Source organism: Clostridium sp. DMHC 10, assembly GCF_001270375.1.
Lineage (GTDB): Bacteria > Bacillota > Clostridia > Clostridiales > Clostridiaceae > Clostridium_S > Clostridium_S guangxiense.
Window position 1 is genome coordinate 1681003 of record NZ_LGVB01000015.1, and the last position, 19908, is coordinate 1700910.

The 19908-nt window shown below is 29.2% G+C and carries 22 protein-coding genes and 4 pseudogenes; 11 read left to right on the plus strand and 15 right to left on the minus strand.

What is annotated here, in order from left to right; genetic code table 11:
- Positions 1-22: 22 nt before the first annotated feature.
- Positions 23-1878 (plus strand): annotated as a pseudogene (locus tag AGR56_RS10155) (YgiQ family radical SAM protein).
- Here the strand turns inward: AGR56_RS10155 and AGR56_RS10160 are convergent.
- The 5 genes from AGR56_RS10160 to AGR56_RS23390 form a co-directional block, all read right to left on the minus strand.
- Positions 1875-2558, minus strand: coding sequence for a hypothetical protein (locus AGR56_RS10160; protein WP_053242152.1), 684 nt, complete (start codon positions 2556-2558; stop codon positions 1875-1877). The pseudogene AGR56_RS10155 and the gene AGR56_RS10160 sit on opposite strands and share 4 nt — an antisense overlap.
- Before the next feature lie 50 nt (positions 2559-2608).
- The gene (locus tag AGR56_RS10165) at positions 2609-3496 is read right to left on the minus strand and encodes a YegS/Rv2252/BmrU family lipid kinase (protein WP_053242153.1); all 888 of its coding nucleotides are present in this window, start codon (positions 3494-3496) and stop codon (positions 2609-2611) included.
- A 128-nt stretch (positions 3497-3624) separates the two neighbouring features.
- Entirely contained in the window at positions 3625-4053 is a 429-nt protein-coding gene (locus tag AGR56_RS10170) for a CBS domain-containing protein (protein ID WP_053242154.1), read from the minus strand.
- Positions 4054-4193: 140 nt separating this feature from the next.
- Positions 4194-4472, minus strand: coding sequence for a VTT domain-containing protein (locus AGR56_RS23385; protein WP_347460457.1), 279 nt, complete (start codon positions 4470-4472; stop codon positions 4194-4196).
- Entirely contained in the window at positions 4445-4783 is a 339-nt protein-coding gene (locus AGR56_RS23390) for a hypothetical protein (RefSeq protein WP_347460458.1), read from the minus strand. The genes AGR56_RS23385 and AGR56_RS23390 overlap by 28 nt, the downstream gene beginning before the upstream one ends.
- Positions 4784-5033: 250 nt before the next feature.
- Here AGR56_RS23390 and pssA point away from each other — a divergent pair, with 250 nt between their 5' ends.
- Positions 5034-5576 (plus strand): CDP-diacylglycerol--serine O-phosphatidyltransferase, encoded by a 543-nt coding sequence (gene pssA, locus AGR56_RS10180; protein ID WP_053242155.1) that lies wholly within the window; start codon positions 5034-5036, stop codon positions 5574-5576.
- A gap of 75 nt (positions 5577-5651) precedes the next feature.
- Here pssA and AGR56_RS10185 read toward each other — a convergent pair whose 3' ends face one another.
- The 4 genes from AGR56_RS10185 to AGR56_RS10200 are packed head-to-tail and all read right to left on the minus strand — an operon-like array spanning position 5652 to position 9283.
- On the minus strand, positions 5652-6005 hold the full coding sequence (locus AGR56_RS10185; RefSeq protein WP_053242156.1) for a hypothetical protein: 354 nt from the start codon (positions 6003-6005) through the stop codon (positions 5652-5654).
- Between the two features lie 26 nt (positions 6006-6031).
- Positions 6032-6913: an L-serine ammonia-lyase, iron-sulfur-dependent, subunit alpha gene (sdaAA, locus tag AGR56_RS10190; RefSeq protein ID WP_053242157.1), complete on the minus strand. Its 882-nt coding sequence runs from the start codon at positions 6911-6913 to the stop codon at positions 6032-6034.
- Between the two features lies 1 nt (position 6914).
- Positions 6915-7601 (minus strand): L-serine ammonia-lyase, iron-sulfur-dependent subunit beta, encoded by a 687-nt coding sequence (gene sdaAB, locus AGR56_RS10195; RefSeq protein ID WP_053242158.1) that lies wholly within the window; start codon positions 7599-7601, stop codon positions 6915-6917.
- Between the two features lie 20 nt (positions 7602-7621).
- Positions 7622-9283, minus strand: coding sequence for a nucleoside kinase (locus tag AGR56_RS10200; protein WP_053243312.1), 1662 nt, complete (start codon positions 9281-9283; stop codon positions 7622-7624).
- A gap of 160 nt (positions 9284-9443) precedes the next feature.
- On the opposite strand from AGR56_RS10200, the pseudogene AGR56_RS10205 reads away from it, so the two are divergent.
- The 3 genes and pseudogenes from AGR56_RS10205 (at position 9444) to AGR56_RS10215 (ending at position 10805) form a co-directional block, all read left to right on the plus strand.
- Positions 9444-10131: pseudogene (locus AGR56_RS10205) on the plus strand (DUF421 domain-containing protein).
- A gap of 2 nt (positions 10132-10133) precedes the next feature.
- On the plus strand, positions 10134-10514 hold the full coding sequence (locus tag AGR56_RS10210; protein WP_053242159.1) for a DUF4363 family protein: 381 nt from the start codon (positions 10134-10136) through the stop codon (positions 10512-10514).
- Between the two features lie 66 nt (positions 10515-10580).
- Positions 10581-10805: a (2Fe-2S)-binding protein gene (locus AGR56_RS10215; RefSeq protein ID WP_053242160.1), complete on the plus strand. Its 225-nt coding sequence runs from the start codon at positions 10581-10583 to the stop codon at positions 10803-10805.
- Positions 10806-11196: 391 nt separating this feature from the next.
- Here AGR56_RS10215 and AGR56_RS10220 read toward each other — a convergent pair whose 3' ends face one another.
- Both AGR56_RS10220 and AGR56_RS10225 read right to left on the minus strand, forming a co-directional pair.
- Entirely contained in the window at positions 11197-12231 is a 1035-nt protein-coding gene (locus tag AGR56_RS10220) for a nucleoid-associated protein (protein WP_053242161.1), read from the minus strand.
- Positions 12232-12577: 346 nt separating this feature from the next.
- Positions 12578-12787 carry a hypothetical protein gene (locus tag AGR56_RS10225; RefSeq protein ID WP_053242162.1) on the minus strand — a complete coding sequence of 70 codons (210 nt, stop codon included), beginning with the start codon at positions 12785-12787 and terminating at the stop codon, positions 12578-12580.
- A gap of 176 nt (positions 12788-12963) precedes the next feature.
- Between AGR56_RS10225 and AGR56_RS10230 the strand changes: the two are divergent.
- From AGR56_RS10230 to AGR56_RS10245, 4 genes and pseudogenes are all read left to right on the plus strand, one after another.
- Positions 12964-13507 (plus strand): annotated as a pseudogene (locus AGR56_RS10230) (CYTH domain-containing protein).
- Position 13508: 1 nt separating this feature from the next.
- Positions 13509-14360 (plus strand): annotated as a pseudogene (locus tag AGR56_RS10235) (DUF5685 family protein).
- Between the two features lie 41 nt (positions 14361-14401).
- Positions 14402-15013: a DnaJ domain-containing protein gene (locus AGR56_RS10240; protein ID WP_053242163.1), complete on the plus strand. Its 612-nt coding sequence runs from the start codon at positions 14402-14404 to the stop codon at positions 15011-15013.
- Between the two features lie 182 nt (positions 15014-15195).
- Positions 15196-15702 carry a hypothetical protein gene (locus tag AGR56_RS10245; RefSeq protein ID WP_053242164.1) on the plus strand — a complete coding sequence of 169 codons (507 nt, stop codon included), beginning with the start codon at positions 15196-15198 and terminating at the stop codon, positions 15700-15702.
- Between the two features lie 460 nt (positions 15703-16162).
- Here the strand turns inward: AGR56_RS10245 and AGR56_RS21780 are convergent, their stop codons facing one another.
- From AGR56_RS21780 to AGR56_RS10260, 3 genes are read right to left on the minus strand one after another with little or no spacing between them, the layout of a single operon-like run.
- Positions 16163-16600, minus strand: coding sequence for an ATP-binding protein (locus tag AGR56_RS21780; protein WP_053242165.1), 438 nt, complete (start codon positions 16598-16600; stop codon positions 16163-16165).
- On the minus strand, positions 16600-16839 hold the full coding sequence (locus AGR56_RS21785) for a hypothetical protein (RefSeq protein ID WP_053242166.1): 240 nt from the start codon (positions 16837-16839) through the stop codon (positions 16600-16602). Before AGR56_RS21785 ends, AGR56_RS21780 begins: the two co-directional genes overlap by 1 nt.
- Entirely contained in the window at positions 16823-17182 is a 360-nt protein-coding gene (locus tag AGR56_RS10260; RefSeq protein ID WP_053242167.1) for a hypothetical protein, read from the minus strand. The genes AGR56_RS21785 and AGR56_RS10260 overlap by 17 nt, the downstream gene beginning before the upstream one ends.
- A 304-nt stretch (positions 17183-17486) precedes the next feature.
- Here AGR56_RS10260 and AGR56_RS10265 point away from each other — a divergent pair, with 304 nt between their 5' ends.
- The gene (locus AGR56_RS10265) at positions 17487-18149 is read left to right on the plus strand and encodes a hypothetical protein (RefSeq protein WP_053242168.1); all 663 of its coding nucleotides are present in this window, start codon (positions 17487-17489) and stop codon (positions 18147-18149) included.
- Positions 18149-18703: an anti-sigma factor domain-containing protein gene (locus AGR56_RS10270; RefSeq protein WP_053242169.1), complete on the plus strand. Its 555-nt coding sequence runs from the start codon at positions 18149-18151 to the stop codon at positions 18701-18703. The genes AGR56_RS10265 and AGR56_RS10270 overlap by 1 nt, the downstream gene beginning before the upstream one ends.
- Before the next feature lie 276 nt (positions 18704-18979).
- Here the strand turns inward: AGR56_RS10270 and AGR56_RS10275 are convergent, their stop codons facing one another.
- A complete protein-coding gene (locus AGR56_RS10275; protein ID WP_053242170.1) occupies positions 18980-19885 on the minus strand; it encodes a polysaccharide deacetylase family protein in 906 nt (301 codons plus the stop codon).
- Positions 19886-19908 lie beyond the last annotated feature (23 nt).

Here is a 19908-nt window from a genome sequence, read left to right on the forward strand (position 1 = left end):
TGAAGGGAGATTATTTTTTATAATGACAAATACTCGCAGCAAATTTTTACCTATAAGTAAAGAAGATTTAAAAGAACAAGGAATCACACAATTGGATTTTATAATTGTTACAGGGGATGCCTATGTTGATCACCCTTCTTTTGGAACCGCAATAATCGGTAGAACTTTACAACATGAAGGTTTCACCGTTGGAATTATTCCTCAGCCAGACTGGAAAAAAGTTGATGACTTCAAAAGACTTGGTGAACCAAAATATGCATTTTTAGTAAACTCTGGCAATATAGATTCCATGGTAAATCATTATACTGCCGCAAAAAAAGAAGACATGATGACTTATATTCACCTGGTGGGAAGGGTAATTCAAGACCTGATAGAGCTGTTATAGTTTATTGCAATAGAGTAAGAGAGGCATTCAAAAACATACCTATAGTAATAGGTGGTGTAGAAGCAAGCTTAAGGCGTTTTGCACATTATGACTATTGGGAGGATAAAGTAAGAAGAAGCGTTTTAATTGATTCTAAAGCAGATTTACTTTCATATGGTATGGGTGAAAAATCCATAGTTCAGATTGCAAACTTATTTAAATACGGTGAAGACGTACACAAAATGAATAATATAAAAGGAACTGTATATATTTCAAAAGATATATCAAATTTAAGTAATTATGTCGAACTCCCAAGCTTTGAAGAAGTAGCTTCTGATAAAAGAAAATATGCTGAAAGTTTTAAACTTGAAGCAAGAGAGCAGGATTCAATAAACGGCAAAACTTTGGTACAAAAATATGGAGATAGATATATAGTGCAAAATCCTCCTTCAATACCACTTACAGAGGAAGAAATGGATATAGTATATAATCTTCCTTATGTAAGAACTTACCATCCTATATACGAAAAAGATGGTGGAATTCCTGCTCTTAAGGAAGTTAAATTTTCAATAACTAGTCATAGAGGGTGTTTCGGTGCATGCTCGTTTTGCGCAATAACTTTCCATCAGGGAAGAACTATACAACATAGGTCTCAGAACTCAATAATAAATGAAGCTAAGGTGCTTACTGGTTTAAATGATTTTAAAGGATATATACATGATGTTGGCGGTCCTACTGCAAACTTTAGGCATACTTCTTGTGAACTTCAAAAGACGAGAGGCGTATGTAAAAACCGTCAGTGCCTTTTCCCAACACCATGTAAAAATTTAAAAGTGGATCATAGTGAATACTTAGATTTATTAAGAAAACTCAGAAAACTTCCAAAAATAAAAAAGGTTTTTATACGTTCCGGAATAAGATACGATTACCTTATATATGATAAAAACCCTGAATTTTTTGAGGAACTTTGTAAATTCCATGTTAGTGGTCAACTTAAGGTTGCTCCTGAGCATGTAAGCGATAAGGTATTAGCACAAATGGGCAAGCCAGGTAAGAATGTATACGATAGGTTTGTAAAAAAGTTCTTTGAGATTAACAAAGAAATAAACAAAAAACAATATCTTGTTCCTTATATGATATCAAGCCATCCTGGAAGTGACTTAAGTTCTGCTATACAATTAGCTGAATATATAAAAAAAATGGGATATATGCCTGAACAAGTCCAGGATTTTTATCCTACACCGGGTAGTTTATCTACTACAATGTATTATACTGGCATCAATCCTTTAACAGGGACTAAAGTATATGTCCCTAAAAAACAGCATGAAAAAAATATTCAAAGAGCTCTACTTCAATTTTCAAAACCGGAAAATTACAATTTAGTTAGGGAAGCTCTTGTAACAGCTCATAGAGAGGATTTAATAGGAAATGGTCCTAAGTGTCTAATTCCAGAAAGACCTCTTAAGTTAAAAAGAAATAAAAACAATAGAAACAAAAAACTAAAAAAGGCCTAAAATTTAGGTCTTTTTAGTTTTTTATTTGGCTTCGTTTTAAATAGTGAAATTGCATAATCCAAACACAGAAGGCATATGAGTTCTCCGAGGAAATATTCAGGCATAGCCTTTGTTCCTACTAAAAGTATAATTTTTTCAACAAAAGAAGCTAAAAGCGATACCATTACTATGCTTATTCCTTTTTTATTTACATAACTTTTCCCAATGCAAAAGCCGCAAAACGTTATAAGTAAAATATTTATCATTGTGTATATAGCTAGTACATATTCACGATAATTCATAAAACTAATTACATACCCAAATCCATAATTTGAAGCAGGTATTATAGTAGGTGTCATTCTTAAAGCTACATAAAAATATAAGCTTATAAATAAAACTATAGCAGCAAATAAGTATGCTATGTTAAACTTTTTATTCCTCATAAATATAAATATCAAAAGCAAACTTAAAGATGGTATGCATACAAGATTAAGTAACACAAAATACTTTATAAACTGTATATAATATACTCTTTTTAGAATAAACAGTGCTGCCAATGAAAAATATCTCAGCAGAAGAGCACCTAAAATAAATATGCATATAATTTTTATTTTAGTAGGACACTTGAAGCTTCTTTTTAAAAGCAAAATTCCTAAATAAGTAACAAGCAATAACAAAAATAAATAAATATACTCTATCAATATTATTATCTCCCCAAAATGCTATCACTTATTATTACTACATATATTTATCAAATATTCTTTACTCCTAAAATCTTAACGCCACCTTTTATACATGAAATTTCAACAGGAAAGTCAGGTCCTCTCTCTCCGTCAATATCTGTAACAACATCATCACTGCACTCTATTCTTAAATTATCCGTTTTAAAATATGTAAGTCCATTTACATCCTCAAGGTGTTCTCCTCTTATCATTTTAATAAGGATATTAAATAAATCCTTTACCATTCCTGCTTCAACTATTATTACATCAAGCATACCATCATCAGCGCATGCTTTATAAGCAAATTTAAAATTTCCAGCTGTCTGTCCATTAAACACCAGCATCAATATCATATCGCCATCAAATACATTTTCCTTTGATGAAACCTTAATTCTTATTTTCCTAAAATTAGGAAGCTGCTCTATTCCTTTTACATAATAAGCTAGTTTTCCTATAGTATTTTTCATATTTATATCTGTTTGCTGAGAAACATTTGTAAAAAGACCTGAACTAGCGACATTTATAAAGTATTTATCATTAATTTTTCCTAAATCTATTTCTTTAGGTTGACTATCAAGTATCTGCTTGCATGCCCTTTCTATATTTAATGGCATTCCTATAAATTTTGCAAAATCATTTGCAGTACCTGTTGGTAATATCCCTATAGGCAAGTTTATATCTAATTTTTTCATGTAATTTACAATATTATCTACAGTACCATCTCCGCCTGCCATTAAGATATATTTATATGTATCATCTATATCCTCAAATGCCTTTTCAACTGTATTACCCAAAGAAATTCTATATGGTACTATTGTAAGTCCATGTTTTTGATGAATTTTTATTATCTTGTCTATCTTTCCTATAATTGTGTTTTCTCCTGAATAAGGATTATATATAAACTTAACTTTATCCATAAGTTTACTCCCCTCGAAACTAAAATTACATTTTGATATGTCATAACATATCTTATATATTATATCATTATTTGCATTAAATCCACAAGATTTAACATATACCTTGTGGATTTAACATAAAACTTAAGCTACATCTTAGGCGAACATGGCTCTGAAATCCCACAAAGTGCTTCTCCTGCGCAATGATCAAGCTTCTCCTCCACAGCAAAATCACCTAGTGAAACCATACCAACTAAATTTCCATTCTCAATAACAGGAAGTCTTCTTATTTGTCTTTCTTTCATAATCCTAGCTGCTTCTCTTACATCCATATCAGGCTCTGCAAATACTGGTGTAGATGTCATAGCATTTCTTACAGTTTGCTGTGTCGCATTTTCTCCATCTGCAACAGTTCTAAGTGCTATATCCCTGTCTGTAATAACACCTATAACTTTCTCCTGCTCACAAACTGGAATAGCACCAACATCATGCTCTTTCATAAGTTGGGCTGCTCTTTCAACTGTATCACTTGAATTTAAACTCGCTATATCCTTAGTCATTATATCCTTTATCTTCATAACAACACCTCCACAGATATTTTACCCATGAAAATGCTTTTTATTTATATATTACATACTCCTTTTTGACTTATAATTTTTATAAACAATTATTGCTATTGGAGCCACAATTATTATTATTATCAAAGGAGTAAACGATCTTAAGGAAAAACCTCTTTCAAAATTTTTCCCATAAAAGAATAACAAAGCATTTCAGGTATAATTCCTATAATTGTGCCTAAAATAAAATCCCTATATTTCATTGATGTAAGTCCTGCAGCATAACTCAAAGGATCATAAGCAAATACAAATGAGAGTCTCATTAGAAGCATAATCATAAAGCCATGTTTCTCAATTCCATTATCAAGCTTCATAACCTTTCCTTTAAGAATCTTATCAACAAATGGTCTTCCTAATTTTTTGGCAAGAAAAAAAAGCAACTGTAGCTGAAAAAAAGCAGCTTATCATACTTAGAAAAAAACGCCTTCCACGGTCCAAAAATGCCACCTGCCATTATAGACAAAAGAGACGCTGGAACAACAAAAAGTATTGGCTTTAATGAATATATTATTACAAAAACAAGAGCAGCAAATTCACCATAGCTTAATATATACCTTTTAATATCCTTAGGTCTAATATGTAATATCCTAAGACCGTTTATTTTATGTGATACTCTAACTGAATAATGTCCTTTAAATCTAAACGTCAAAATAAGTAGAACAATTATTAAAATTGCAATGCACATATACATTAATATTTTTTTGCTTTAGAACTCATTTGCTTCCTCCAAGCTTTATATCATGCTCATAAATTATTTTCCAACGAACTTATGATATCATATTTTGTTACATTATTGTATACTTTTTTTATTAAAAACTCATTACAAATTATATAGTAATGTGTTATAATAATATCTGCTATACATCTATGTTATTATATTTATAATAATGAACTATTTTAATGAAACAACTATTATTTAAATTTATTAGGAGTGATTATTTATGACTAAAAGTTCAGTTGCCAACATCTTTACCTTTAGTAATTTATCATGTGGTTTATTATCACTAACTATGACTTTGGCTGCTGCACCACAAAATAATTCGGAATATTATAAATTAGCTTGCGTTTTTATATTACTAGCTGGAATTATAGATAGATATGACGGTAGAGTTGCACGTGCTTTGAAAGTATCAAGTGAGCTTGGCAAGGAACTTGATTCATTAGCCGATCTTGTATCTTTTGGTGTTGCCCCATCAATTTTAGCTTACAATTTGCTCAGCACTAATTTAGATTTTAAATTTGTAAGTTATATTTTACTTTTGATATTTCCTATATCAGGTGCATACAGATTGGCTAGATATAATTTATCAACTTTCGATGGTAATTTTAGAGGTATTCCTATTACTGCTGCCGGGATGTTTATGGCTTTATACTTTTTAATTTTACTTTCGTTAAACGTGTCTTTTAATCCTATTTTAACAATTATACTTATGCTTTTACTTTCTTACTTAATGGTAAGTAAAATAAAAATTAAAAAGTTCTAATGATAAAATGTTTTGTTATTACGTATTTAAATTCCATATGGTAAATACCATATGGAATTTTTGTTTATGATATAATTAAAGAGGTGGAGGCTTTTGATTATCTCCTTTAGCCATTAACTCTTCTTCTATTTGAGATAGCACAAATTCTTTATTTAGTTTACACTCCATAACACTTGCTTTTATTTTACAGTAGTTAATATAATCAATTTCATAACATTCCATAGTTTTAAGCAATTCATCAATTATATCTCCTAATTTATTTACTCTTTGTATTGCCTTTTTAACATCATGTTTTGTTGCAGGTGTAATTTGATTTAATTCTGAAGCTCCTCCTATTAAAAGCCTGTATGAGCTAACACAATTAGTAAGTAAGCCAGATAAATTATTTAAATCACAATAGTAATCTTCTATTATCTTTCTTTTACACATTTTACACCTACCATACCTATTACTCTCTATAATTTACTATTTTCTAATTGTTTTCGAAGCTTCTCTCCAGTTTTTGTAACTGCGAGACCTCCCATAGCGGTTTCTCTAAGTTCACATGGAAGCTGTTTTCCAACCCTATACATTGCAGCAACACAATCATCAAATGGAATTATGCTCTTAACTCCTCCCATAACTATATCCGCCATTGTAAGTGCACTTACGGCTCCAGCTATGTTTCTTTTAGCACATGGAACTTCAACCAACCCTGCTATAGGATCACATACAAGCCCAAGCGTATTTTTTATAACCATAGCAGCTGCGTCAAGTGCCATTTCTGGAGTTCCTCCCATCATCTCAACCACAGCTGCTGCTCCCATAGCTGCTGCAGAACCACATTCAGCTTGGCATCCACCCTCAGCACCTGAAAGAGTAGCATTTTTAGCAATCAATATCCCAACACCAGAAGCAGTAAATAATGCTCTCACAGCTTCATCGTCATTTTTGTTAAGCTTCTCTCCGGCGGTTATTATTACAGCGGGAAGTATTCCGGAAGAACCTGCAGTTGGCGCGGCTACAATTTTGCCCATCGCAGCATTTACTTCAGAACATGCTACTGCCCTCGCCATTGCCTTTACAATAAACTTACCAGTCAATGTTTTTCCACTACTAGCATAATTATTCAACTTAAATCCATTTCCACCCATAAATCCGCTTAAAGATTTAACACTATTTTCTGTGCCATAATCAGCAGCTTGTTTCATTACCTCTAAGTTTTTACTCATCTTTTTTAATATATTTTCACGAGTGTCTTCCGTCTTTTTAATCTCTTCTCTAATAGTATATTCACTTATACTAATATTATGTTTTCTACACTCATTTAACATCTGTACTCCACTATCTGCAAACATATCATTCACACTCCATAATAGGTTTTATAAAAATTACATCTTTTACATTTTCCATTTGCTTAACTGAATTAATCAGCCAATCTGGAATTATATTATCCATTTCAAAAATCATTGATGCAGATGAACCTTTAATACTCCTATAAACCTTTAAAAATGCTATATTTATATTATTATCATATAACATAGTACTTATTTTTGATATCATTCCAGGAATATCCTTATGATATACTATTAGGGTAGGATAATCTCCCGAGAAATCCATACTCTGGTTGTTTATCTCTATTACTTTAATACTTCCACCGCCAATTGAAGAACCCGTTATCTCCATAATACTTTCATCTTTTTTATGAATTATAAACTTAACTGTATTAGGGTGTACATCTCCCAAATCTCCTGGTATAAAGCCAACTTTCAAACCAATCTTTTCTGCCACTTCAATTGAATTTCTAAGTCTTTCATCCCATGGATTCATACCCAAAATTCCAGCTACCAAGGCTTTATCTGTACCATGCCCTCTATAAGTTTTTGAAAATGATCCATGCAAAATAAATTCAACGCTTTTTATATTTTCTTTTCCACCGGCTATTATCCCGGCTATTTTTCCAAGTCTTGCTGCTCCTGCAGTATGAGAACTTGATGGTCCTATCATAACAGGTCCTAAAACATCAAATACGCTATATTCTTTCACATCACAACACCACCGCAAATTTAGTATTTATAAAAACAGCTTCCGCCTACAAATTCTCTTAATATAGAATTATCAGGTACAAATTTCATGTCTACATCCTTAAAAAAATTAAGGAAACTTCTAAGCTTTTTTGCCTCATAGTAGACACTACTAGAAGCTTTAATTTTCGACAATTCTGCAAGTGCATATTTTCTAAGCACGCATAGTTCATAAACTAAGGAAGAATTAAACATAACATCGGCTTCTTCTTGAAATACAAAAATATTTTTTTCTTCTCCCTTTTTTATTGATGGCCACATCTTTAAGGTTTCTTCTGCTCCGTATCCTCTAGATAAATAATCTCTTACAATTCTCCTTATTTTTCTAGTATCTGTTGTAGAAATTCTATTATGGCTATCAAGATTAAGTTGAGTTAATGCACTTATATATATTTTAAATTTATTTTTTCTTGGTACTAACGGAGTAAGCATTTCATTAAGTCCATGAATTCCTTCAATAATTATAACTCCATTTTCAGGAAGCCTTATGCTTTTTTCGTTCCATTCTCTTTGTCCTGTCTTAAAATTAAATATTGGAAGTACAGTTTCTTTACCTTTCATTAGGTCATTAAGGTTTTCATTAAAAAGCTTTATATCAAGAGCATATATGGATTCAAAATCATAGTTACCATTCTCATCCTTAGGGGTATGTGCCCTATCTACAAAGTAGTCATCAAGCGATATAGGTACTGGTATCATTCCGTTCACCCTAAGTTGAATTCCAAGTCTCCTAGCAAAGGTAGTTTTACCTGACGATGAAGGTCCTGCAATTAAAACAACTTTAATATCCTTTTTAGCATATATCATGTCAGCAATATAAGCAATCTTTTTTTCATGAAGTGCTTCCGAAACCCTTATCATATCAACACTTTCTCCATTTTTAACATTATTATTCAAAGATCCAACATCGCCCACTCCGATAATATCTCCCCATTTTTCAGTTTCATAAAAAATCTGAGATAACTTTTTTTGCTCAATAAATTTAGGCAATTTGTTTGTTTCTTTTTCACTTGGAATCATAAGTATAAATCCTGGCTTATAGTATTTTAAATCAAAATTTTTAAGTATTCCCGTTGAATATGCCATAGCTCCATAAAAATAGTCATATCTTCCCTCTAACTCATATAACTTTAACTTTTGAAAATGAACCTGATGAAGCAATTTAACTTTGTCTTCCATACCATAGCTTTCAAATATTTCTATAGCTTTTTTCTTGCTTACAGATATCTTTTTAATAGGAACATCTTTGTCTATAATCTCTTTCATTTTTATTTTTATTTTTTCTATATCCTCTTCATTTAATTTATCACCTTGTTTATGAATTTCTCCAAATATTCCATTTCCTAAAGAATGCTCTATGGTTATTCTGCTGTCAGGATACACATCAAGCACTGCTTTTATAAGTACAAACTGCAAAGTCCTTTCATATACCTTTATTCCAGTTGAATTTCTTATATCTACTACATCGAATGTTCCTGAATGATAAATTTTATAAGTTAGTTCATGAATATACCCATCTAATATTCCTAAAACTACTGGTGCATCTGCATCCAAATTGTTCTCCTTTACAACATTAAAAAATTCACTACCTTTTTTTACTGAAATGCTTTCGCCATTTTTCAGTTTTAAAGTCACTTTATCCACAATAACATCTCCAAACTTAATTAAATCTTTAATATTATACTTTAAAATAACAAAAATGTACCTTACTTCACTAATAATTTTTTGCTTTTTTTGAAAGAATAAAACCATTAAATAATTTTATTTATATTATAAATCATTAAACAGAAAAAGGATTGATATTATGATTATCGTTATGATAAGAACAATAATACTATATTTTTTAGTAGTTTTAACTATGAGAACTATGGGTAAAAGACAAATAGGTCAACTCCAACCTTTTGAACTTGTAATTGCTATAATGATCTCTGAACTTGCTTCATTACCTATGCAAGATACTAGAATTCCACTTATTCATGGAATAATACCTATAATTACACTTCTTATTCTTGAAATAATTTTATCTGTTTTGCAACTTAAAAGTGAAAAAGCAAGATCTATTTTATGTGGTAAACCTACAATATTAATAAATAACGGTAAAGTAGACTATTATGCTTTAAAAAATCAAAGAATTAATATTAATGACCTCCTTGAAGAATTAAGGTTGAAAAACTTTTTTAATATTAATGATATTGAATTTGCGATTTTAGAAACAAGTGGTCAATTGTCCATTATTCCCAAAACTCCACTCAATCCATCAACAAAGAAAGATTTAAATATACAAACTTCTCAAGAGATTTTGCCTGTAACCTTAATCTTAGACGGCAAAAGTAAATTATAAAAGTTTAAGTTTAATAAATAAAAACTATACTTGGTTAATAAATGAGTTAAAAAAACAAGGTATAATTTCTCCTAAAGATGCATTTATAGCAATATTAGATTCAAACCAAAAATTTTACTGCCAAAAATACATAAAAATTAAGGAGGAATAAATATGAAAAATGTGATATTTTCAGCCGCTCTTTTTGCATGTATATTAGGTTTTAGTATTTATTCAATAGCTCATATAAACAAAGTATGTAATTCCATGCTTTCAATGAATTCCAAAATAGAAAACTCAATAAAAGATAGCTCATGGGAAGAAGCTGAAAAAAATATAAATACTTTCTCCAAAGAATGGGATAACCATTCAAATTTACTTTCTGTATATGTACATCATGCAGAAACAGACGATATAAGCATGGAAGTAGAAAAATTATCTCAATCAATAAAATATAAAGAAACTAAGGATTCAATGGAATCCGCTCATACTATTGAATTTCTTATAAATCATATTAGGGATCTTGAAAAAATAAACTTACAAAATATTTTTTAGAGTAATTACTATTTATAGATAATTGTTATTTGTTGTGTTATAATAATTTATGTATAGGAGGTTACTATGGATAATAATATTAATGAAAATATAATGGATAAATTAACTAAAGTATGTATATGCAAGGCTATTCCAAGATCAAAGATAAAAGAAGCTATAAGGAATGGAGCTAAAACCGTTGATGATGTTAACAAAGCAACTGGCTCAGGTTCGGGTGGCTGCTGTGGAAGAAGATGTGGACCAAAAATTCAAGAACTTATAGATAAGCAAGCTGAAAGTTTAAAAATATAAATTTCGGATTTTACAAGTAATATTTTATATTCATTAGTGAAAAAGTGAAGGGTTTTAACTTACCTTGCTCGTTAAAATCCTTCACCCTTAGCTTTTTGCCTCTTTTAGGCAAAAAATTAGTTATTGCTTTCTAATTTTTAATTACGATTAAATTAATTTTTAGTTCATGAATCACATGGGCTTTCGCCCAAACCCCCATAGCTTAATATGTATTATATTTAGGTTTTTGCTCTATTTTTTAGACCGCTAATTTTTAGTTCATGAATCACATGGGCTTTCGCCCAAACCCCTATAGCTTAATATGTATTATATTTAGGTTTTTACTCTATTTTTTAGACCGCTAATTTTTAGTTCATGAATCACATGGGCTTTCGCCCAAACCCCCATATGTTTACTTCTCTATATAATTTCTTACTTGTTTTATTACCATGTTTATGGTACCATCGCCATTTCTGGTTATTTCAAAGCGGGAGGAATCATTGTAGGCCTCTTCATTGATATATATGTCTATATCTTTGTCTATTTTTAATCTTACTCTGGTAAGTTTGCTTTCAACCCATTGCTTGTCTACTTCTATTTTTTCCTCTACACCCTGTTCTTTTACAAACTGTGAAAAATCCTGCGATACTTCTTCGTTCCCATTGAATATTTCATGTGAAAGCTCATTTACATTTATAACTTCATCTTCTTTAAGTTTTCTCTTAATTGAACTTCTTACCTTTTCTGCTTCATCCGCATTGTCCTTAAGATTACTCTGTGTCCATTTTTCAGCTGCTTTCACAAAGGTTTTTGTAAGATCTCTCTCATTATTTATTATGGTACATCCAAGATAATTTCCTATAAAATAATTTGAACCATAATCTTCATCTTCTTTTTTAGACTGCTTGTCTATAACCATAAGATCAAATCTATTATCTTCCTGTACAGGTTTTATAAAAGCACATTTTTGTATCCTTTGTCCACTAGATGGAAGTCCGACAAACTGAGGGATTATATTTATGCCAACCTTATCCTCAACAACATCTATACTGTGTATATAATTTTTTACATAATCCATTTTAAGAATAGCAAGCATTGGTCCATATTCTGTAGATATTGATACCACAAGTAAATCACAAGATGGTACATTACCCTTCGATTTCATGATTACAAAGAGCTGAGATGCAAGCTCCTTTGAAACAGGTATAAGTCCACTTTTACCACTTAAATATTCCTGACTCAATTCTTTTGTTAAATTTCTTTCTGAATTAAAAACTGCATATTTAAGTTCTTCATCCTTGAGGCATTTTCTAACATGTTTTAATATGTATTCATATGTTTCATCATTTAAAGTCAATCCTATTTCATCAAAAACAACCTCATCGGAATTATTATCCAAAACATGGATAACTGCTTCATTTATACTTACATCATTTATATATTGCAAAATATCACCACTTTAATTATATTATATTATCTAAAAAAATCCTTTTTAACTGCCCTTGGATTTTTCTGAAAACACAAATTTAAAAATTCTTTATTTGGTACGAACTCAATTTGAGCTCTACTAACTCCACCAGTTAGAATTGCTGTATAAATCTTTTCATTAGTTTCCTTAGGATAACATTTTAAAACTCTGTCAGGTTTATTTGAAACACTTTTTATTTCATCACTATCTTTAGGTGCTAAAAGTTCTACATTTTTAATATCAAAGCCAATAATTTTCTTTCTCTTTATTTTATCACCTATGCTAACTATATCTATTTCTCCATTAGTAAAATCATATTCATAGTCTATATATTATTTTTTCTTTTAGCATAATCATAAAAAAAATATATTATAGCACATAAAACACTTAATATAAGCCCCATAACACCTAAAATCACTCCTGAAAATAAATACAATATTGCAAAAACTATACTTACTCTCATTATAATTTTAACTACTTTATAACTTGTACTTTCATGTGCACCAACAAATTGTTCATAAAAACTGTCCTGCATATCTCTACCTCCAAAATTTATAAAATTATAAAACGTATACAAACTAAACTTACTTTATTGTTATTATAACATATGAACGCTTCATCTTAAAACTTTTAAATTTATAATAAAAAGACAATATTTTTGTAAATTATGATATAATACTTAATATAAATGCGACTCAAGAGGTGACTATTTTGAATGAAATTGAAACAAGAATTTTAAATATAAATGTAGATGATTTAAGAAAAAATTATTAAATTTGAAATTACCTATAGTAAAAAAGAAAATCAGATAAATGACATTTATGATTTTAATGATAAAAGACTTTTAGCTAACAAAGGTTATGCAAGAATAAGAACAATTCAAAATATGCTTGATAATACTATCCATTACTATATGACTGTAAAGAAGCTATTAAGCCAAGAAAAGTACAAAATTATGGAAGAAAATGAAACTGAGATATTAAGTGGAGATGAAGGCAAGAAAATTTTTGTTGCCCTTGGGCTTTCAAATATAAGTTCAATAAAAAAATACAGAGAAAGTTATAAATATAAACATTCTTTAATAGAAATCGATATTAATGATAAATCCTTTTGCCCATTTCCTTACATTGAAATAGAAACTTCAAAAGAAGATGAACTTAAGGAGATTGTACATTTTTTAGGTTATACCTTAGCTGATACAACTTCAAAAACAATATACGAAATATTAAACGAAAAGGGAATTAAAGGTATATAAAATGTTTGGATATGTAACGCCATGTAAACCTGAACTAAAAATAAAGGATTATGAAAAGTTCAAGGCATACTATTGTGGACTTTGTCTTTCCATAAAGAAAAATTATGGAAATTTGCCAAGACTTGTTTTAAATTATGATATGACATTTCTTGCAGTACTTTTAGACTCAATATCAGACAAAAAATGCGAAGTACATTTAGGAAGATGTATAACTCATCCTATGCGTAAAAAATACTTTATAATTTCGAATGCTGCAGTAGATTATGCCGCCTTTTGTAATATATCCCTGGCATATTATAAACTTTTAGATGACGTTGAGGATGAGAAAAATAAAACTAGTAAGATTAAATCAATTTTACTAAAATCCTATTTCAACAAATTTCCCAAAAATCTTAAAGATAATACTGATTACATAAAAAACAACTTATTAGAACTTAGTAAATTAGAAAAAAGTGATTTAAAATTAAGTATAGATGAGTTGTCCCACCCTTTTGCTGATCTAACAGGATTTATTATATCCAGATATAGTGATGACAAAAATTTACGTAATGTTCTTTATAATCTTGGTTATAATCTTGGAAAATGGATTTATATAATCGATGCTTATGATGATTTAGAAAAAGACATGAAAAAAATAAATTTAATGCTTTAAATATTTCGATGAATGATGATCATTTGCCATATAAAGAATTCTCAAGTAATATAAAATCGAAGGTTAGCTTTATATTAGGTCTGTGTGGTAAAAAGTTGTCTTGATTATCTAAATAAACTTCCTATGAAAACAAATGTAGCTATCCTACATAACATACTTCAATATGGTCTTCTAAGTAAAATGGAAAATTTAAATTTATAAAAATTAGCAATATTTTATTGTCAAAAAGGAGTGTAGTGTTAATGCAAAATCCATATGAAATTCTAGGTGTAAAAGAAGGTGCCTCCCAAGAAGAAATAAAAAAGGCTTATAGAGAACTTGCAAAGAAATATCATCCTGATCAATATGGAAACAATCCTCTAAAAGATCTTGCAGAACAAAAAATGCGTGAAATTAACGAAGCATATGATTATCTTACGAAAAATGCTAGTAGCAATACATATTCTGGATATACGGACAGTTCCAGTTCAAGCTATGGTAATAATAGCTATGCAGATTATAATTCAATACGTGCCGATATAAATAATGGGAATGTAGCCTCTGCTGAAAGTAAACTAAATAATATAAAAACAAGAGACGCTGAATGGTTTTACCTCATGGGAAATGTATGCCTAAGAAAAGGATGGTATGATAATGCCTATAAGTACATACAAAATGCCTATAATTTGAATCCTTCAAACCCAGAATACAGGTCCGCATATGAAAATTTAAGTAGGCAGAATACTTCCTATAGAAATCCATATGGCAATAGAGGATTTAATGATAGAGATGACTCTCTTTGCAATTTATGCATAAGTCTATGGTGTGCAGAAAATATATGCGACTGCCTTGGTGGCGGTATGGGTGGATGCTAATAGCATATACATTTTATAGTACATAAAATCTAAAAAAAATATATATAAAGATTATACAAGTAATATTTTTTAGTTCACAATTCACCTTAGCTGTGAAATTGTGAAACTACGCATTGTGCATTATTAAAAATACATGAAATAAAATAAAATTTTTTTATAATATAAAAGGAGCGCTATAAAGTATGGATAAAACTAAAAAATTGACAAGAAGCAGCTTTTATACTGCACTCTCGGTTTTAATAATATACTTGTCCACAATAATGCCTGTAGGAAGATTATATCTTTTAGCTGTTGCCTGCTGTATTATACCAATATCAATTTTAACTACAGATATAAAACATTCGCTTTTAGTCTATGTTGCCTCCTCCATGCTCAGTATATTATTATTAGGAGTGAAAATTAACGTATTTTCGTATATAATCTTCTTTGGAATTTATGGATTTGTAAAGCTATATATAGAAAAATTAAGAAAACTATATATAGAGGTTTTTTTAAAACTAGTGTTTTACAATGCAGCAGTTCTAATTATATTCATGATATATAACGCTTTATTCATTAATACTAGTAATATAAAGCTTCCTATTTACCTAATTGTACTTATCTCAGAGCCAATATTCTTGCTGTGTGATTATGTAATCACTTTATTTATAGGCTACATGAATAGACACTTTATTAAGACTTTGCTTTAGTACGTTTACCTACGTTTAAAAAAATTTTTATAATACATGGTAATGCATTTAAATAGGTATTAAATTATAAATGAGTAATCCTTAGAGCCCATTTATGACATAAGTTTTATCAACATTCTTTTAAATCAGACTTTTTATTAAAAATTTCAGATAAAATATGTCAAGCATTTTTGAAAATGTCCCAAAAAGTTTTAATTATTAGCACCAGCTTTTGCTGGTGCTTTATTGATGGTATAAAACTATTTTAAGGTATGACAAATAAACCTTAAAAATCTTCAATTTTTAAGAGTGCTCAGCGTAGCTGACACTATTAAGTTCTAAGATTTACCTGAGAGAAACGAAAGGTAAATCCACCTTCACTGTACTCTGCACTTTGTACTCTGTGCTCTGAATCAACTTCCAGTTTGTATGGATAAATTTGGTACCGGTAATTTAAATATTTCAGATGGTTTATCTATAGCTAAAGCATTAAATCTGAAAACTCCAAATTAACCTTTTCTTCACTACTAAGTTTTATTATGTTTTCTTGGTGTTGACCTTGAAATTCTCTTGAATTTAACACTGGGAGCGTAATAATAAATTCACTTCCATGACCAGGCTTACTATTTACTGTTATCGACCCGTTGTGAAGTTTAACAATCATCTTAACCATTAAGAGACCTATTCCACTTCCCTCTCTTTTTCTAGTAAAAGTTTTATCAAGCTGAACAAATCTTTCAAAAATTATTTTTTGCTTATTTTGTGGAATTCCTATTCCATTATCCTTAACAGAAATTATTATATTATCATGATCATCATGCACATTTACCTTAATAGCTCCATGCTTATCTGTAAATTTTATTGCATTTGATAATAAATTAAGAATAACTTTTTGTATTCCGTCTTTATCAACTATCATCATTTTTCCTCAATGTCCGTATCAAATACTATGTTTTTCCCTTTATCATTGACAAATGCAGCTGCAGCCATAGTTACGTCTTCAACAATACTTACTATATTCTCGCGTGTAAGATTCAGTTTACTCACACCATCTTCAATTTCATTCACATCCATAAAATTGTTGACAATTCTTAAAAGCCTATAGCTATTTTGTTTAATCATATAATTATACTTTTCGTATTTATAAAAAAAATTCATCTATGGTCATTATACACTCATTTAGAACTTCTTTATTTTCAATTTCATTTATCAAATATATCCTATATCCATTCTCAAAACACTTTATAACATCATATGTCCTATCCATCAAATCGCTTTTATTATATATTTCTGTAATACGCAAGCTTGTAATATCAGCTGCAAATTCAATATTTTTACCACATGGATGAAAAATGCTGCTATTAATATCCGTTACACAAATTTCTAAAAACTTCTTATCCATAAAAATGCAATCAAGTTGACACTGATTCATAAACGTTATAATTTTACTACAAATCTCATTTTCTTTACCATCTAGAAAATTTTTCAATGGGCTTCTCATAAATTTCACTTTCCCTTGTCCTTTTAGTTTAAACCAATAAATATTATCTTACTATTCATAATAAAATACAATCATAAAAATGTCTTAATTTTTGACAATATTTTTAATATTTTAATAACGTTAACTATAAGTTAGAGTTTTGCTTGTTTAAAGATATACTTACAATATATTAGTTTTGTAATCTACCATTGAAATATGTCGAAAATTTATTTATATTTGCTTATATAATTTTATATATATAATTTTAAAAACACATAAATATTGATATAATAAATTTATATAAACTCTAAAAAGTGGTGATAATATGGACTTAAATGCTCTATCTAAAGAAAACAGAAATAATTTTATAAACTCAAACAAAACCTTTATAAAAAACACGATTATAGAAATGCAAAAAGATAAATCCAAAGAAATAAGTGAAGAAGACCTTAGCATTGGAATATTTGCATTTAATAATGCTTGTAACTCTTATATTGTGTCAATGGGCAGCTTTTATGACTATTCAAAGGCAGTAATAAAAAATCATATTTTAGAATATCTTTGGGAATTTAGTAACACACCACGATTATATTTCTCTAATGACAAACTTGAAATTCCTCATGAAATAAATGAAGCTGAGAAATTAGCAAAAAATAAGATTTATGCGAAGGAAATTGGAATTCTCAATGAATTGTTAAAACCTTACAATTTAGCTTATATAGATATTATAAAAAGTTGTTCTTATAATAAAAACATTAAAGATGATATTTTAAATATAGCTTTTCTGTGTAGTAAAGAAATATTTATTTTAAATTTAATGGAAGAAAATAAAGATATCCCAATAGAAAAAATAGCATTATTAACTAAGTATAAAGTTGAATTTATTGAAAGGTGGAAAAATTATATTCTTGCGCTTATAATTATATTTTCTAATAACAATTTATTATATCTAAAATCATATTTAAATATTAGTATTGGTGATGAATAATGAAATTTACAGGAATAGTATTAGAAGTAAAAGATAAGACTGCCTTTATCTACACTAATAACGGTGAATTTAGAAAGGTTAAAATACATTCAGAGACACCATCTATTGGTCAAGAGTATACTGGTAAATCACAAGGTATACATCCAATAAAAGGACAGATTCATCCGTTGAGAAATTTCTTTTTTATGCTTATACTTATTTTTTCTATTAGCTCACTTTGTTTTACATATTTATATTTTTCTTCAGCGTCAACAATAATAATTGATGCAGGTCCGTCATTTCAATTAAATTGCAACAGGTGGAATACCGTCATAGGAAGCTCCTCTGTTGATTTCAAAGGCAATGTTATTTTAAAAAAAATCAATCTAAAAAAAAGCGGTGCAGATGAGGCTTTAATAAAAATTATAAAGCAATGTAAGACAAACCATTATATAAAAGAAGATACTTCTATCTTAATTTATATTCACGGAAATGATATAAATTTATCAAAACTCAAAAAATTTGCTTCCAATAATTCAATTAAACTAACGATAAATTCCAACGGAGAGGAGTAATCATAACAGAGGTTTGGGCTCTGCCCATTATCCTTCTTAAACAAAATATTATGCACTTTTTAATATAACAGAGGTTTGGGCTTTGCCCATTATCCTTCTTGAACAAAATATTATGTGCTTTTTAATATAATAGGGGTTGGGGCAAATTTCAAAACATAATTATACAAGTGATATTTCTTTAGTGCACAATGCACAGTTCACAGTTATAGCTGATTTTCCTCCGCTTGGCTACAGAAAATCTTAAAACTTAAATACTGGTGCAGTTTATAGAACTGCTTATTTTACAAAAGTCTTATATGCTCCTTTAATCATTTCAATAGGATGAACGACTTGTCCGTAATTAGGGTCAGTTATTCTATCTTTAAAGTCATCTAAATTAAACTGCGGGAATATATATATCCTATTTATTGCATAAACACCCTTATTGACATTTGCCCATTTTCCGCTTGTAGTAAAAGCCATAATATATCCTGCCTTCTGACATGATGTTACTGTATCCTTGTTAAAATATCCATATGGGTATGCTATAAATCTAACCGCTTTATCACATATTTTCTCAAGTATGTCTTTTGAATCTTTTAAGTTATGGAGCTGATCTTTATAGGATATTTTATCTAATTTAGCATGATTAGTGGTATGACTTTCTATATTTATTCCATTATCACTCATCGTTTTTAATTCATTTGACTTTAGATACAATGTCCCCTTATCTAAGTAATCAGTTATAATAAACATAATAGCATGGAATTTATACTCTTTTAAAATAGGATAAGCATTTTTATATTGATTTTCGTATCCATCATCGAAGGTTACAAGTACAGATTTCTTAGGTACTGGCTTGTCCTTTACTATAAAATCATAAAACTCATCTGCAGAAAGAGTGTGATATCCTTTATCATTTAAATATTTCATTTCTTCTTGAAATTGCCTTTTTGAAACTTCCATTATATTACCACTACTATTATCTGGTATTGAATGATACATCAAAACGGGTATGCTTTCATTATTGTGTATAAGATTCTTTGATGTACTTGTACCATTATAAGTTTTTAATGTCAATGCTTCTTTGCTGTATGCTATTCTCTTATAGCTTTTATAATAATTTATTATAAATAATCCACAAACAAATAATATTACAACAGTAGCTGCTATTACTGCATTTCTTTTTATTCTTTTGCTCATTTTCCCCTCCATAAATTATTAGT

Coding starts and splice junctions, on each gene's coding strand:
- AGR56_RS10165 (WP_053242153.1), bottom strand. CDS start 3,496: ATGGATAAAGTTAAGTTTATATATAATCCTTATTCAGGAGAAAACACA.
- AGR56_RS10170 (WP_053242154.1), bottom strand. CDS start 4,053: ATGAAGATAAAGGATATAATGACTAAGGATATAGCGAGTTTAAATTCA.
- AGR56_RS23390 (WP_347460458.1), bottom strand. CDS start 4,783: ATGTATATGTGCATTGCAATTTTAATAATTGTTCTACTTATTTTGACG.
- pssA (WP_053242155.1), top strand. CDS start 5,034: ATGACTAAAAGTTCAGTTGCCAACATCTTTACCTTTAGTAATTTATCA.
- AGR56_RS10185 (WP_053242156.1), bottom strand. CDS start 6,005: ATGTGTAAAAGAAAGATAATAGAAGATTACTATTGTGATTTAAATAAT.
- sdaAA (WP_053242157.1), bottom strand. CDS start 6,913: ATGTTTGCAGATAGTGGAGTACAGATGTTAAATGAGTGTAGAAAACAT.
- AGR56_RS10210 (WP_053242159.1), top strand. CDS start 10,134: ATGAAAAATGTGATATTTTCAGCCGCTCTTTTTGCATGTATATTAGGT.
- AGR56_RS10215 (WP_053242160.1), top strand. CDS start 10,581: ATGGATAATAATATTAATGAAAATATAATGGATAAATTAACTAAAGTA.
- AGR56_RS10225 (WP_053242162.1), bottom strand. CDS start 12,787: ATGCAGGACAGTTTTTATGAACAATTTGTTGGTGCACATGAAAGTACA.
- AGR56_RS10240 (WP_053242163.1), top strand. CDS start 14,402: ATGCAAAATCCATATGAAATTCTAGGTGTAAAAGAAGGTGCCTCCCAA.
- AGR56_RS10245 (WP_053242164.1), top strand. CDS start 15,196: ATGGATAAAACTAAAAAATTGACAAGAAGCAGCTTTTATACTGCACTC.
- AGR56_RS21780 (WP_053242165.1), bottom strand. CDS start 16,600: ATGATAGTTGATAAAGACGGAATACAAAAAGTTATTCTTAATTTATTA.
- AGR56_RS21785 (WP_053242166.1), bottom strand. CDS start 16,839: ATGAATTTTTTTTATAAATACGAAAAGTATAATTATATGATTAAACAA.
- AGR56_RS10260 (WP_053242167.1), bottom strand. CDS start 17,182: ATGAGAAGCCCATTGAAAAATTTTCTAGATGGTAAAGAAAATGAGATT.
- AGR56_RS10265 (WP_053242168.1), top strand. CDS start 17,487: ATGGACTTAAATGCTCTATCTAAAGAAAACAGAAATAATTTTATAAAC.
- AGR56_RS10270 (WP_053242169.1), top strand. CDS start 18,149: ATGAAATTTACAGGAATAGTATTAGAAGTAAAAGATAAGACTGCCTTT.
- AGR56_RS10275 (WP_053242170.1), bottom strand. CDS start 19,885: ATGAGCAAAAGAATAAAAAGAAATGCAGTAATAGCAGCTACTGTTGTA.